Annotated in this window: 12 protein-coding genes; 10 read left to right on the forward strand and 2 right to left on the reverse strand. The window is 69.5% G+C overall.

What is annotated here, in order from left to right:
• Window positions 1–70: 70 nt before the first annotated feature.
• A complete protein-coding gene (locus tag BLR99_RS10315; protein WP_046060064.1) occupies window positions 71–1,645 on the reverse strand; it encodes an NAD(P)H-hydrate dehydratase in 1,575 nt (524 codons plus the stop codon).
• Between the two features lie 32 nt (window positions 1,646–1,677).
• The gene (locus tag BLR99_RS10320) at window positions 1,678–2,925 is read right to left on the reverse strand and encodes an FAD-dependent oxidoreductase (protein WP_046060065.1); all 1,248 of its coding nucleotides are present in this window, start codon (window positions 2,923–2,925) and stop codon (window positions 1,678–1,680) included.
• 314 nt (window positions 2,926–3,239) lie between these two features.
• Here BLR99_RS10320 and rpsB point away from each other — a divergent pair, with 314 nt between their 5' ends.
• From rpsB to BLR99_RS10370, 10 genes are all read left to right on the forward strand, one after another.
• Window positions 3,240–3,992: a 30S ribosomal protein S2 gene (gene rpsB, locus BLR99_RS10325; RefSeq protein WP_011794953.1), complete on the forward strand. Its 753-nt coding sequence runs from the start codon at window positions 3,240–3,242 to the stop codon at window positions 3,990–3,992.
• Between the two features lie 104 nt (window positions 3,993–4,096).
• Window positions 4,097–4,993 carry a translation elongation factor Ts gene (gene tsf / locus BLR99_RS10330; RefSeq protein ID WP_011794954.1) on the forward strand — a complete coding sequence of 299 codons (897 nt, stop codon included), beginning with the start codon at window positions 4,097–4,099 and terminating at the stop codon, window positions 4,991–4,993.
• A 50-nt stretch (window positions 4,994–5,043) separates the two neighbouring features.
• A complete protein-coding gene (gene pyrH, locus BLR99_RS10335) occupies window positions 5,044–5,766 on the forward strand; it encodes a UMP kinase (protein ID WP_011794955.1) in 723 nt (240 codons plus the stop codon).
• 70 nt (window positions 5,767–5,836) lie between these two features.
• Complete coding sequence (frr, locus tag BLR99_RS10340; protein ID WP_011794956.1) at window positions 5,837–6,397, forward strand: ribosome recycling factor; 561 nt, start codon at window positions 5,837–5,839, stop codon at window positions 6,395–6,397.
• Window positions 6,398–6,422: 25 nt separating this feature from the next.
• A complete protein-coding gene (gene uppS, locus BLR99_RS10345; protein WP_011794957.1) occupies window positions 6,423–7,166 on the forward strand; it encodes a polyprenyl diphosphate synthase in 744 nt (247 codons plus the stop codon).
• 11 nt (window positions 7,167–7,177) lie between these two features.
• Complete coding sequence (locus BLR99_RS10350; RefSeq protein WP_011794958.1) at window positions 7,178–8,032, forward strand: phosphatidate cytidylyltransferase; 855 nt, start codon at window positions 7,178–7,180, stop codon at window positions 8,030–8,032.
• On the forward strand, window positions 8,029–9,207 hold the full coding sequence (ispC, locus tag BLR99_RS10355) for a 1-deoxy-D-xylulose-5-phosphate reductoisomerase (RefSeq protein ID WP_019700068.1): 1,179 nt from the start codon (window positions 8,029–8,031) through the stop codon (window positions 9,205–9,207). The genes BLR99_RS10350 and ispC overlap by 4 nt, the downstream gene beginning before the upstream one ends.
• A 33-nt stretch (window positions 9,208–9,240) precedes the next feature.
• Window positions 9,241–10,608 carry an RIP metalloprotease RseP gene (gene rseP, locus BLR99_RS10360; RefSeq protein WP_046060066.1) on the forward strand — a complete coding sequence of 456 codons (1,368 nt, stop codon included), beginning with the start codon at window positions 9,241–9,243 and terminating at the stop codon, window positions 10,606–10,608.
• Window positions 10,609–10,651: 43 nt separating this feature from the next.
• The gene (bamA, locus tag BLR99_RS10365; protein ID WP_011794961.1) at window positions 10,652–12,949 is read left to right on the forward strand and encodes an outer membrane protein assembly factor BamA; all 2,298 of its coding nucleotides are present in this window, start codon (window positions 10,652–10,654) and stop codon (window positions 12,947–12,949) included.
• On the forward strand, window positions 12,949–13,476 hold the full coding sequence (locus BLR99_RS10370) for an OmpH/Skp family outer membrane protein (RefSeq protein WP_011794962.1): 528 nt from the start codon (window positions 12,949–12,951) through the stop codon (window positions 13,474–13,476). The genes bamA and BLR99_RS10370 overlap by 1 nt, the downstream gene beginning before the upstream one ends.
• Window positions 13,477–13,505: the final 29 nt, after the last annotated feature.

A 13,505-nucleotide genomic window follows, 5' to 3' on the forward strand; every position in this document is an offset into this window, starting at 1 on the left:
TCGCGGACGTGTGCTGCAACGGGAGTTACCCCTGGTTTCGTTCCGCGGGATGTCTTGCAGGACGGCAGGGTTATCCGCCGGACGCCGGAACCAGCCGGCGGGCCAGGGCGGAAGCCGTCAGTGTGCTGCCCGAAGGCCAACGGTCGGCCGCCCATCCATGGGCGTGACAGGCCGCGGAAGCCGCCTCGAACGCTGCGTCCGGGCCCTTCCCGGGCCGGCCCGCCCACAGCGCGCCCAGGAATCCTGCCAGCACGTCGCCCGTGCCCCCCGTCGCCAGGCGTCCGTTGCCCGTGGGATTGACGTGCACCGGCCGGTCCGGCGCGGCCACGACGCTGCCGGAACCCTTGAGCACGACCGCGCAGTGGAAACGCTCGGCCAGTGCCCGGGCGGCACCCAGCCGGTCGGCCTGCACGGCGGCCGTATCGGTGCCCAGCAGCCGCGCGGCCTCCAGGGGATGGGGCGTGAGCACGGTGGGCAGCGGGCCATGGCGTGGAGCGCGCCCGCGCAATTGCGCTGCCAATGAGGTGTCGCGGGCTATCGCGTTCAGCCCGTCCGCGTCCAGCACCAGCCGGGGCGCCTCGGCCAGCACGCGCGGCAGCACGCCCCGCACGGCCTCGCCCCCGCCGCAGCCGCAGACCACGGTGGCACCGCCGAGTTCGAGGGCGTCGAAGCGGCGCAGCATGCATTCCGGTTGCAGCGGGTCCACGGGCAGGGTGTCCGTTCCGCTGGCGTCCAGCAGCGCCACCACCACCCGCCCCGCGCCGCCGTGCAGCGCCGCGGAAGCCGCCAGCAGCGCGGCCCCGGTCATGCCCTGGCCCCGGGTACCGATGGCCTCGCCCCCCACCACGGCCACGTCGCCATGGCTGCCCTTGTGGGAGGCATGTGCCCGCCGCACGGGTTCGCCGGGGCCGGCCAGCCACGCCGGCGGGGGCTCGGCCGACACGTCCACGCCCAGGTCGTCCCACCAGACCGCGCCCGCGGCATCCCGGCCCTGGCCGGTGAACCACCCGGGCTTGAGGGTCAGCAGCCCCAGGGTGTGCCGCGTGCCCGGGCGCGCGTGCGCCGGCGGCGCGAGGCCGGGAAGGTACTGGCCCGTATCGGCCTGCAGGCCCGAGGGACCGTCCACGCAGAGGAGGGGGGCGCCGCTGTCCTGCAGGGCGCGCAACAGCGCGGCCAGCTCCGGCGAAGGGGCGCCGCTGCGGTTCTCCGCCCCGATGCCCAGCAGGGCATCGATGCACAGATCGTCCGGCCCGAGATCCGGGGGCGGTCCTTCAACGAAGGGCACTTGTGCGGCCCGGGCGCGTTCCCAGGCCCGGCGTGCGTCGGCGGGGGCGGCGTCCGGCCGGCCCAGCCAGGTCACCTGCACCCGCACGCCGCGGCACGCCAGCTGCGCCGCCGCTTCGAGCCCGTCGCCGCCGTTGTTGCCGCCGCCGCAGGCGATCCACACCTGCCGCGCGTGCGGCGCCACCGCCTGCGCCAGGCGCGCCACCGCCAGCCCCGCGCGCTCCATCAGCGTGCCGGCCGGCAGCGATCGCAGCGCGGCCTGCTCGATGCGGCGGGTCGCCGGGACGTCGAACAGGGGATGGGGACGGTCGGGTTCGATGCGGATCATGGACATGCGGCAGGCCTTCCTTCGGGAGGCCATTGTGGCCCGCTCCGTGGCCCGCGCCGCGCCGGTCAGAACCTGCGCAGGCCGAAGGGCTGCAGGTCCGTCTCCGGCACCCGCTGGGCGACCAGGTCGGCCACCGCGCGGGCGCTGCCGCAGGCCAGGGCCCAGCCGCACGCGCCGTGCCCTGCATTGATCCACACACCGGGCGCGCCGGCGGCGCCGACCACCGGCAGCCCGTCCGGAAGCATGGGCCGCGCGCCGCGCCAGGTCTGTACCTGCGGCGATGACCACTGCGCACCGCCGGGGAACCAGCCCGATGCCGCGTTGTAGAGCGTCTGCAAGGTGGGGGCATGGGGCGCGCCGCCGCCGGGGCCCAGTTCCGCCCCGCCGGCCACCCGCACCCGCTGCCCCTGCCGGGTGACGGTGATGCGGTGCAGCGGGTCGATCACCGTGCCCTGCGGGGCGTGGGTGTCCTCGCGCACGGGGGCGCTCAGGGTGTAGCCGTGCAGCGCCGCCAGCGGCATCGCGGTGCCGGTGCCCCGCAGCAGGGCGGCGGCCGACACGCCCGCGCACACCACCACCGCGTCGAAACGGCGTGCGTCGCGTTCGCCGGCCAGCCGCACGCCGGCCGGACCTCCCTGCAGTGCCTCCACGCGCGACTGGAACAGGAACTGCACGCCGCGCTCCTGGGCGGCGTAGCGCAGCATCTGGGCGAAGAGGCGGCAATTGCCGGATTCGCCGTCCGGCAGATGCAGCGCGCCCGCCAGCTCGTTGTCCGACGCCAGCCCGGGTTCGATGAGGCGGGCGGTATCGGCATCCACGTCGAGCACGTTCAGCCCGGTCTCCCGCAGGATGCGTGCGGCCGGCTGCACCCGGTCCAGGTCGGCGGGCGCGCGCAGCAGCACCAGCACGCCGCGGCTGCTTTCCGGGTCCAGGTCCAGGGCCTGCGCCACCTGCCGCATGCGGATGTGGCTGTAGTGACCGAACCGGGCCAGCGCGGCGACGGAGGACTCGGCCATGCCGCCGCGCGCCGCCCGGCGGCGGCGCCACAGCCAGCGCAGGTCGGCGAGCCCGGCCCCCTGGGCCAGGCGGACGGCGGCGTGCCGGCCCAGGAGCCTCTGCCGGGCAGGGCCGCCGACGGCCGGCGATGCCCAGGGAATCAGGGGCGCGGGGGCGAGCAGGCCCGCGTTGGCGAAGCTGGCCTCCTCGGCGGCGGCGCCGCGCTGCTCGAAGACAGTGACGGCGTGCCCGTCGCAGGCCAGTTCATAAGCGGTGGCGGTGCCGACGATTCCGGCACCGACGATGGCGATGTGCATGGTGGGTGGGGGCCGCCTCCGGTGGGCCGGGGCGGACCCGCTTCTGGGGTTCTGGAAGGGCCGCGGACGCCATCCGCTCCGCCGCGGGGGAGCGGATGGCGGAAGGTGCGTGCGGCCCGGTATGCTAGAATCTCGGGGTTTTGCTGTGAGGGGCGCCTCTTTTGTCGGGGGCGTCAGCACCGGCGGAACATTCAAGCCAACGCAAACGCGAACCGGCCCTATCAAGGTGCCGCCCCAGTCGAGTCGATCTTCTTTCGATCGTTGCCGGGCGGTTAGCGGGGCCGGATTTTAGACCCAACCTTTGGAGAATACCCATGTCCGTCACCATGCGCGAAATGCTGGAAGCCGGTGTCCACTTCGGCCACCAGACCCGCTTCTGGAACCCCAAGATGGCCCCGTTCATCTTCGGTCATCGCAACAAGATCCACATCATCAACCTGGAAAAGTCGCTGCCGATGTTCCAGGAGGCGCAGAAGTTCGCCAAGCAGCTCACCGCCAACCGCGGCACGATCCTGATGGTCGGCACGAAGCGCCAGGCCCGCGAACTGCTGGCTGCCGAGGCGCAGCGCGCCGGCGTGCCCTATGTCGATCAGCGCTGGCTGGGCGGCATGCTCACCAACTTCAAGACCGTCAAGACCTCCATCAAGCGCCTGAAGGACATGAAGGCCCAGCAGGAAGCCGGCCTGGAGTCCATGAGCAAGAAGGAACAGCTCACGTTCACCCGCGAGATCGAGAAGCTCGAGAAGGACATCGGCGGCATCCAGGACATGAACGCCCTGCCGGACGCCATCTTCATCATCGACGTGGGCTTCCACAAGATCGCCGTCGCCGAAGCCAAGAAGCTGGGCATCCCGCTGATCGGCGTGGTGGACTCCAACCACTCCCCTGAAGGCATCGACTACGTGATCCCCGGCAACGACGACTCGGCCAAGGCCGTGGCGCTGTACGCCCGCGGCATCGCCGACGCGATCATCGAAGGCCGTGCCAACGCCGTGAACGACGTGGTCAAGGCCGCCGCTCCCGAAGGCTCGGACGAATTCGTGGAAGTGGAAGAATCCGCTGCCTGAAGGCCCGGCCGCGCGACCTGTCGCGAATGAAAGAGGGGCTCCTGGTTAGCCCCCTTTTTTTTAGCCTTGAATCCTGTAACGAACTGAAATCTGGAGAATTACCGATGGCTGCAATTACCGCTAGCATGGTTGCCGAACTGCGCGCCAAGACCGACGCTCCCATGATGGAGTGCAAGAAGGCCCTGACGGAAGCCGACGGCGACCTGGCCAAGGCCGAGGAGCTGCTGCGCGTCAAGCTGGGCACCAAGGCTGGCAAGGCTGCCGCCCGCATCACCGCCGAAGGCGTGGTCGCCAGCTTCATCGAGGGCACGACCGGCGCCCTGATCGAAGTGAACAGCGAAACCGACTTCGTGAGCAAGAACGACAGCTTCATCGCCCTGGCCAAGGCTGCGGCCGAGCTGGTCGCCAAGCACAACCCCGCCGACGTGGAAGCCCTGGGCGCGCTGCCCTACAGCCAGGAAAGCTTCGGCCCCACGCTGGAAGAAGTGCGCAAGGGCCTGATCGGCAAGATCGGCGAGAACATGTCCTTCCGCCGCTTCAAGCGCTTCTCGGGCTCCAAGCTGGCTTCCTACCTGCACGGCACCCGCATCGGCGTGGTGGTGGAGTTCGACGGCGACGAAACCGCCGCCAAGGACGTCGCGATGCACATCGCCGCCATGAAGCCCGTGGCCCTGACCAGCGCCGACGTGCCCGCCGAGCTGATCGAGAAGGAGCGCACCGTCGCTGCCGCCAAGGCCGCCGAATCCGGCAAGCCTGCCGACATCGCCGCCAAGATGGTGGAAGGCTCGGTGCAGAAGTACCTCAAGGAAGTCTCGCTGTTCGACCAGGTCTTCGTGAAGGCCGCCGACGGCAAGCAGACCGTGGGCCAGATGCTCAAGGCCGCCAACACCACCGTGAAGGGCTTCACGCTCTACGTCGTGGGCGAAGGCATCGAGAAGAAGGTGGACGACTTCGCGGCGGAAGTGGCCGCGCAGGTGGCCGCCGCCAAGGCCGCTGCCTGATCCCTGGTCCCGTACAGTTCCCCGATTCCACCACCCGAAGAGAAACGCCCATGTCCGTCGCCGCTCCAGCCCACAAGCGCATTCTGCTCAAGTTGTCTGGAGAGGCTCTCATGGGTGACGACGCCTTCGGCATCAACCGCGCCACCATCGTCCGGATGGTCGAGGAGATCGCCGAAGTCACGCGCATGGGCGTGCAGGTCGCGGTGGTGATCGGGGGAGGGAACATCTTCCGCGGCGTCGCGGGAGGCTCCGTCGGCATGGACCGCGCCACCGCCGACTACATGGGCATGCTGGCCACGGTCATGAATGCCCTCGCGCTCGCCGATGCCATGGACAAGCAGGGCCTCATCGCCCGCGTGATGTCGGCCATCGGCATCGAGCAGGTGGTGGAGCCGTACGTGCGGCCCAAGGCGCTGCAGTACCTGGAAGAGGGCAAGGTCGTGGTGTTCGCCGCGGGCACCGGCAATCCCTTCTTCACGACGGACACCGCCGCCGCGCTGCGCGGCGCCGAGATCGGCGCCGAAGTGGTGCTCAAGGCGACCAAGGTGGACGGCGTGTACACCGCCGATCCCAAGAAGGATCCGACGGCGACGCGCTATACCAAGCTCACCTTCGACGAGGCCATGTCGCGCAACCTCGGCATCCTCGATGCCACGGCGTTCGCGCTCTGCCGCGACCAGAAGCTGCCCATCCGGGTCTTCTCGATCGTGAAGCACGGCGCGCTCAAGCGCGTGGTGATGGGCGAGGACGAAGGAACGCTGGTGTACGCTTGACGCCCGACTGCACCGTGCCCGCGGCGGCTTGGCGCCGACCCGGGCGACGGATGCGCGCACAGGAGAACACATGACGATTGCCGACATCAAGAAAAACACCGAAGCCAAGATGGACCAGTCCATCGTGGCCTTCAAGAACAATCTCGCCAAGATCCGCACCGGCCGTGCGAATCCGGCGCTGCTCGACTCCGTCCAGGTCGAGTACTACGGCTCCATGGTGCCGCTGTCGCAGGTGGCGAACGTGTCGCTGATCGACGCGCGCACCATCAGCGTCCAGCCCTGGGAAAAGGGCATGGGCGCCAAGATCGAGAAGGCCATCCGCGAAAGCGAGCTGGGCCTGAACCCCGCCTCCATGGGCGACCTCATCCGCGTGCCGATGCCGCCGATGAGCGAGGAGCGCCGCAAGGAGATGACCAAGCTCGCGCGCAACGAAGGCGAGGGCGCCAAGGTGGCCGTGCGCAACCTGCGCCGCGACGCCAACGAATCGGTCAAGAAGCTCGTGAAGGACAAGCTCGCTTCCGAGGACGAGCAGAAGCGCGCCGAAGCCGACATCCAGAAGGTGACCGACAAGCACATCGCCGAAGTCGATGCGCTCGTGGCCGCCAAGGAACAGGAAATCATGGCGGTCTGATCGGCCCGTTGCACGGGTTCGATCGATGCCTTCCATGTCCGCCGCCTCGCCAGCCGTCCCCCACCACGTCGCCATCGTCATGGATGGCAATGGCCGGTGGGCCACGCGCCGCTTCCTGCCGCGGCTGGCCGGCCACAAGCAGGGGGTGGAGGCGCTCAAGCGCTGCGCCCGCGACTGCGTGGAGCGCGGCGTGGCCGTGCTGACCGTCTTCGCCTTCTCCTCCGAGAACTGGAACCGCCCCGCCGACGAGGTGTCCGGCCTCATGGACCTGCTGGCCAAGGCGCTCGCGCGGGAGGTGCCGCAACTGCAGAAGGACGGTGTGCGCCTGCACTTCGTGGGCGAGAGGTCCACGCTGTCCGAGAAGGTCCGCGCCGGCCTGGCGCAGGCTGAAGCCGTCACCGCGCACAACACCCGGCTGGTGCTCAACGTCTGCTTCAACTACGGAGGCCGCTGGGACATCGCCCAGGCGGCCTCCGCGCTCGCCGCGCGTGGCGAGCCCATCACCGAAGCCAGCCTCCACACCGCCATGGGCCTGGCCCACGTGCCGGATCCCGACCTGGTGATCCGCACGGGCGGCGAGATGCGCATCAGCAATTTCCTGCTGTGGCAGTGCGCGTATTCCGAGCTGTACTTCAGCGACCGCCTCTGGCCCGATTTCGACGGCGCCGCCCTGGACCAGGCCATCGCCGCCTACGGGGCACGCGAGCGCCGGTTCGGCAAGACATCCGAGCAACTGCTGGCCTCCCCGACCTCGTCGGCGTGCGCCTGAAGGGGTTTCCCATGCTGGTCACGCGCATCCTCACGGCCATCGTCCTGCTGGCCATCCTGTTGCCGGCGCTCTTCGCCGGCTCGGTCGTGCCTTTCGCGGCCGTGGTGCTGGTGCTCATGGCCGCCGGCGGCTGGGAGTGGGGCCGGCTGCAGGGCCTGGGCCAGCCGGCGTCCCTGGCGGTGGGCGCGGCCTGCGTGCTGCTCTGCGCCGCGAGCTGGGCGGGCGGCTGGACGGAGCGTCCGCTGACCTGGCTCTGGGCCGCCGCTGGCGCCGGCTGGGTGCTGTGCGGCGCCTGGCTGCTGCGCCATGGCGTGGAGGGCTGGCCGCGCATTCCCCATCCCGTGCGCCTGGCCGGCGGGGTGCTGGCCCTCTGGCTGGCGTGGCTGGCCGCCGTGCAGGCGCGCACCATCGGCATCAACTTCCTGCTGTCCGTGCTCGTGCTGGTCTGGGTCGCGGACATCTTCGCCTATTTCGCCGGCCGGGCGTTCGGCCTGCGCTTCACGCGTTCCAAGCTGGCGCCTTCCATCAGCCCCGGCAAGAGCTGGGAAGGCGTCTGGGGCGGCATGGCCGGCGTGATCGTGCTCGCCCTGGCCTGGGCGGCGGCCGATGCCGCCTCGCAGGCCCCGGTCCCGAGCTTCTACTCGCGGCTGGCCGCCAAGGGCTGGTGGCTGCTGGTCATCGGCGCGGTGTTCATGGCCTGCATGAGCGTGGTGGGCGATCTCGTCGAATCGCTGGTCAAGCGCAGCGCGGGCGCCAAGGACAGCAGCCGGCTGCTGCCCGGCCACGGCGGCGTGCTCGACCGGGTGGACGCGCTGCTGCCCACGCTGCCCCTGGCCATGATGCTCACCCATTTCGCTGCCCCATGAAACAACGCCTTACCGTCCTGGGTTCCACCGGCTCCATCGGAACCAGTACCCTGGACGTGGTCGCGCGCCACCCCGGCCGCTACGAGATCTTCGCGCTGAGCGCCGCCACGCAGGTGGACGCCATGGCGGCGCAGTGCCTGCGCTTTGGTCCGCGCTACGCGGTCATGGCGAGCCCGGAGCATGCCCGCGCGCTGCGGGAGGCACTGGCCGCGCAGGGGTCGTCCACCGAGGTGATGGACACCCCCGATGCCCTGCAGGCGATCTCCGCCCATCCCGAGGTGGACGTGGTCATGGCGGCCATCGTCGGCGCCGCCGGGCTCGCTCCCTGCCTGGCCGCCGCGCGCGCGGGCAAGCGCCTGCTGCTGGCGAACAAGGAAGCGCTGGTCGTGGGCGGCGAGGTGTTCATGTCCGCGGTGCGCGAGGGCGGCGCCACGCTGCTGCCCATCGACAGCGAGCATTCCGCCATCTTCCAGTGCCTGCCGGAGGATGCGTCCTCCTGGCCGCGGCGCGTGGACCACATCCTGCTCACCGCGTCCGGCGGCCCGTTCCGCACGCGCGAGCCCGCCACCCTGCGCGACGTGACACCCGAGCAGGCCTGTGCCCATCCCAACTTCTCCATGGGGCGCAAGATCTCGGTGGATTCCGCGACCATGATGAACAAGGCGCTGGAAGTGATCGAGGCGCGCTGGCTGTTCAATCTGGCGCCGGAACAGATCCAGGTGGTCATCCATCCGCAGCAGATCATCCATTCGATGGTGCAGTTCAAGGACGCCTCGGTGCTGGCCCAACTGGGCACGCCCGACATGCGCGTGCCCATCGCCTGCGGCCTCGCCTGGCCCGAGCGCATCGAGAGCGGCACGCCCCGGCTCGATTTCCGCAGCCTGGCCGCCCTGACCTTCGAGGAAGCCGACGCCACGCGCTTTCCCGGGCTGCACCTGTCGTGGCAGGCCCTGCGTGCCGCGCCGGGCACCACCGCGGTGCTCAATGCGGCCAACGAGGTGGCGGTGGCGTCGTTCCTGGAACGCCGCATCCGCTTCGACCAGATCCACCGGCTGAATCTTGCAACTCTGGAGGCGGTATCGCCCTCCAACCCGGACTCGCTGGGCGCATTGCTCGACCTCGACGCCCAGGCGCGTTCGGTCGCGCGGCACCGGGCAGAGCGGCTCGCGGCCTGACCGCCGCGTTCCTCCACCGTACGGGAGTGCCCCATGCTTCTCACCATCGTCGCCTTCATCGTCGCCCTGGGCCTGCTCATCGCGGTCCATGAGTACGGGCACTACCGCGTGGCCGTGGCCTGCGGGGTCAAGGTGCTGCGCTTCTCGGTGGGTTTCGGCAAGCCGCTGCTGCGCTGGCAGCCGCGGGGGTCGTCCACGGAATTCGTCATCGGCGCCTTCCCGCTGGGCGGCTACGTGCGCATGCTGGACGAACGCGAGGCGCCGGTCGATCCCGCGGAGCGCCACCTGGCCTTCAACCGGCAGCCGCTGCGCTCGCGGGCGGCGATCGTCGCCGCCGGCCCGGTCGCGAACCTGCTGCTGGCCATCGCGCTGTATGCCGCGGTCAACTGGATCGGCGTGCAGGAGCCGCGGGCCATCCTCGCGAGTCCCGCGGCGGGTTCGGTGGCCTACGACGCGGGCCTGCGCGGCGGCGAAATGGTCGTGGCCGCCGCCATGGGGCCGGACGAGCCGGAGCCGGTGCGTTCCTTCGAGGATCTGCGGTGGCTGCTCACGCGCGGTGCGCTGGACGGGCAGGACGTGCGCCTGCAGGTCGAGCCCGCGTCCGGCGCGCCTCGCCGTGAGCTGGTTCTGGAGCTGCACGATTTCGACGCGTGGCAGGCGGACGCGCAGTTGTTCCGCAAGATCGGCGTGCTGGGCCCGTGGACGCGCCCGGTGATCGGCGAGGTGGTGGACGGCGGCGCTGCGCAGCGCGCCGGGCTGCGGGAGGGCGACACCGTGCTGCAGGTGGGCTCGACCCCGGTGGTGGACGGCCAGCAACTGCGGGACCTGATCCGGGCCTCGGTGCAGGATGGCAAGTCGGTCTCCCAGGTATGGCGGGTGGACCGCGGCGGGCGCACCGTGCAGCTGGACGTGGCGCCGGACGTGGTGCGCCAGGACGGGGCTGCGCCCGCCGGGCGGGTGGGCGCCTATGTCGGCGCGCAGCCGGCCATGGTCACCGTGCGCCACGGTCCGCTCGAAGGCCTGTGGAAGGGCGTGACGCGCACCTGGGAGGTCTCCGCGCTCACCCTGCGCATGATGGGCCGCATGGTGGTCGGCGAGGCCTCGCTCAAGAACCTGAGCGGCCCGCTCACCATCGCCGACTACGCGGGCCGGTCCGCCAGCCTGGGATTCACGCAATACCTGGTGTTCCTGGCCCTCATCAGCGTGAGCCTGGGGGTGCTGAACCTGCTGCCGCTGCCGGTCCTCGATGGGGGGCACCTGATGTATTATCTTTGGGAAGGCGTCACCGGCAGGGGCGTGTCAGATGCCTGGATGGAGCGGTTGCAGAGGGGCGGCGTTGCATTGCTCCTCGTGATGATGTCCATCGCCCTTTTCAACGACGTCACCCGGCTTTTTGGCTAAACCTACCGCCGCATGAATCCGCCATGTCGGCACCAGTTCACTCATGAAAAAACACATCAACCGCCTGGGCGTGCGCACGGCATGCGCCGTCGCCGCCATGGTCTTCGTCGCGCAGGCTGCCTGGGCCCTTGAACCCTTCAAGGTCCAGGACATCCGGGTGGAAGGGCTGCAGCGCGTGGAGCCGGGCACGGTGTTCGCCTCCATGCCGCTGCGCGTGGGCGACGATTACAACGACGAGAAGGGCGCGGCCGCCATCCGCTCGCTCTTCGCGCTGGGGCTGTTCAAGGACGTGCGCCTGGAGGCCAGCGGCAACGTGCTGGTCGTGGTGGTGGAGGAGCGCCCCACCATCGCCGACGTCGATTTCGCCGGCACCAAGGAATTCGACAAGGACACCCTCAAGAAGGCCATGCGGGACGTGGGCCTGACCGAAGGACGCCCCTACGACAAGGCCCTGACCGACCGTGCGGAGCAGGAGCTCAAGCGCCAGTACATCAACAAGAGCCTGTACGGCGCCGAGGTGGTGACCACGGTGACGCCCATCGAGCGCAACCGCGTCAACCTGACCTTCACGGTGACCGAGGGCGAGCCCGCCAAGATCAAGGACATCCACATCAACGGCGCCCAGGCCTTCAGCGAATCCACGCTCAAGGGCCTGTTCGACCAGGACACCGGCGGCTGGCTGAGCTGGTACACCAAGTCCGACCGCTATTCCCGCACCAAGCTCAACGCCGACCTGGAGACGCTGCGCTCCTACTACCTCGCGCGCGGCTACCTCGAGTTCCGCATCGACTCCACCCAGGTGGCGGTGTCGCCGGACAAGCAGGACATCAGCATCACGATCAATATCACCGAAGGCCAGCGCTACGTGGTCTCCGGCGTGAAGCTGGAGGGCAACTACCTGGACCGCGACGACGAGTTCAAGTCGCTCATCACCATCCAGCCCGGCGAGCCCTACAACGCCGACCGTGTCACCGAGACCACCAAGGCCTTCACCGACCACTTCGGCAACTTCGGCTTCGCCTTCGCCCGCGTGGAGGCCGTGCCCGAGATCGACCGCGAGAACAACCGCGTGGCCCTCGTGCTGCGCGCCGAGCCCTCGCGCCGCGCCTACGTGCGCCGCATCATCGTGAGCGGCAACAACCGCACCCGCGACGAAGTGATCCGCCGCGAATTCCGGCAGTACGAGGCCTCCTGGTACGACGGCGACAAGATCAAGCTCTCGCGCGACCGCGTGGACCGCCTGGGCTACTTCACGGAGGTGAACGTCGAGACCCAGGATGTCTCGGGCTCGCCCGACCAGGTGGACCTCGTGGTGAACGTGGCCGAGAAGCCCACCGGCTCCCTGCAGCTGGGCGCGGGCTTCTCCAGCGCCGAGAAGGTGTCGCTGTCGTTCAGCATCAAGCAGGAGAACGTGTTCGGCTCGGGCAACTACCTGGGCGTGGACGTGAACACCAGCAAGTACCGCCGCACGCTGGTGCTCAGCACGACCAACCCGTACTTCACTCCCGACGGCATCTCCCGCACGCTGGACCTGTACTACCGCACCGACAAGCCCTACGAGGACCAGGGCGGCAACTACCAGCTGGTCACCGCGGGCACCAGCGTGCGCTTCGGCATCCCGTTCAGCGAGACGGACACGGTGTTCTTCGGCGGTGGCCTGGAGAACACGCGCATCAAGCTGGGCACGAACATCCCTGCAGCCTATCTGGCGTACGCCAACACCTACGGCAGCAGCAGCACCGCGATCCCGCTCACCGTGGGCTGGTCGCGCGACGACCGCGACAGCGCGCTGGCGCCGAATTCGGGCCGCTATCAGCGCCTGAACTCCGACTGGTCGGTGGCGGGCGATGCGCGCTACGTGCGGGCGAACTACCAGTTCCAGCAGTACGTGCCGCTGAACAAGAAGTTCACCCTGGCGTTCAATTCCGAACTGGGCTGGGGCAAGGGCCTGAACGGCCGTCCCTACCCGGTGTTCAAGAACTTCTACTCCGGCGGCCTCGGCTCGGTGCGCGGCTTCGACCAGGGCACGCTGGGTCCGCGCGACGTCACCGGCGCCTCCCTGGGCGGCCCGAAGAAGGTCACGCTCAATGCGGAATTCATCGCGCCGTTCCCCGGCGCAGGCAACGACCGTACGCTGCGCGTGTTCACGTTCGTGGACGCCGGCAACGTTTTCGGCGAAGACGAGAAGGTCTCCTTCAGCGACATGCGTGTCTCTGCGGGCCTGGGCCTGAGCTGGATTTCACCGCTCGGTCCGCTTCGCCTCGCTTTCGCGCAACCGGTGCGCAAGTTCGCCGGCGATAGAATCCAGAAACTGCAATTCCAGATCGGAACGTCTTTCTAATGAAATCCCTTTCCCGCCATATTCCCCTGGTCCTTCTGCTCGGCGCGCTCGGCGCGGCCGTGCCCGCGCAGGCACAGGAGTTCAAGGCCGGCTTCGTGAACACCGACCGCATCTTCCGCGAAGCCAGCACGGCCAAGGCCGCGCAGGCCAAGCTGGAGCAGGAATTCTCCAAGCGCGAGAAGGACCTGGTTGACCAGGGCAACGCGCTCAAGGCCGCCACCGACAAGTTCGAGCGCGAGGCCCCCACCATGGCCGAAAGCCAGCGCACCGCCCGCCAGCGGCAGCTGGCGGACCAGGACCGCGACTTCCAGCGCAAGCGCCGCGAGTTCCAGGACGACCTGGCCGCCCGCAAGAACGAGGAACTGGGCCAGGTGCTCGAGCGTGCCAACAAGGCCGTCAAGCAGGTGGCCGAGGCCGAGAAGTACGACGTCATCCTGCAGGAAGCCGTCTACATCAACCCGAAGCACGACATCACCGACAAGGTGATCAAGGCGCTGAATGCGGGCGCTGGCGCCGGTGCGAAGTGATCGCAGCGGCTGCGGGGCGGCGCGCACGG

It is taken from the genome of Paracidovorax citrulli, from assembly GCF_900100305.1.
GTDB lineage: Bacteria > Pseudomonadota > Gammaproteobacteria > Burkholderiales > Burkholderiaceae_C > Paracidovorax > Paracidovorax citrulli.

What these genes read in the sequence shown, in the direction of transcription:
- BLR99_RS10370 (WP_011794962.1), top strand. Translation starts at nt 12,949, where the DNA reads ATGAAATCCCTTTCCCGCCATATTCCCCTGGTCCTTCTGCTCGGCGCG.
- frr (WP_011794956.1), top strand. Translation starts at nt 5,837, where the DNA reads ATGACGATTGCCGACATCAAGAAAAACACCGAAGCCAAGATGGACCAG.
- rseP (WP_046060066.1), top strand. Translation starts at nt 9,241, where the DNA reads ATGCTTCTCACCATCGTCGCCTTCATCGTCGCCCTGGGCCTGCTCATC.
- uppS (WP_011794957.1), top strand. Translation starts at nt 6,423, where the DNA reads ATGCCTTCCATGTCCGCCGCCTCGCCAGCCGTCCCCCACCACGTCGCC.
- ispC (WP_019700068.1), top strand. Translation starts at nt 8,029, where the DNA reads ATGAAACAACGCCTTACCGTCCTGGGTTCCACCGGCTCCATCGGAACC.
- BLR99_RS10320 (WP_046060065.1), bottom strand. Translation starts at nt 2,925, where the DNA reads ATGCACATCGCCATCGTCGGTGCCGGAATCGTCGGCACCGCCACCGCT.
- tsf (WP_011794954.1), top strand. Translation starts at nt 4,097, where the DNA reads ATGGCTGCAATTACCGCTAGCATGGTTGCCGAACTGCGCGCCAAGACC.
- rpsB (WP_011794953.1), top strand. Translation starts at nt 3,240, where the DNA reads ATGTCCGTCACCATGCGCGAAATGCTGGAAGCCGGTGTCCACTTCGGC.
- BLR99_RS10315 (WP_046060064.1), bottom strand. Translation starts at nt 1,645, where the DNA reads ATGGCCTCCCGAAGGAAGGCCTGCCGCATGTCCATGATCCGCATCGAA.
- BLR99_RS10350 (WP_011794958.1), top strand. Translation starts at nt 7,178, where the DNA reads ATGCTGGTCACGCGCATCCTCACGGCCATCGTCCTGCTGGCCATCCTG.
- bamA (WP_011794961.1), top strand. Translation starts at nt 10,652, where the DNA reads ATGAAAAAACACATCAACCGCCTGGGCGTGCGCACGGCATGCGCCGTC.
- pyrH (WP_011794955.1), top strand. Translation starts at nt 5,044, where the DNA reads ATGTCCGTCGCCGCTCCAGCCCACAAGCGCATTCTGCTCAAGTTGTCT.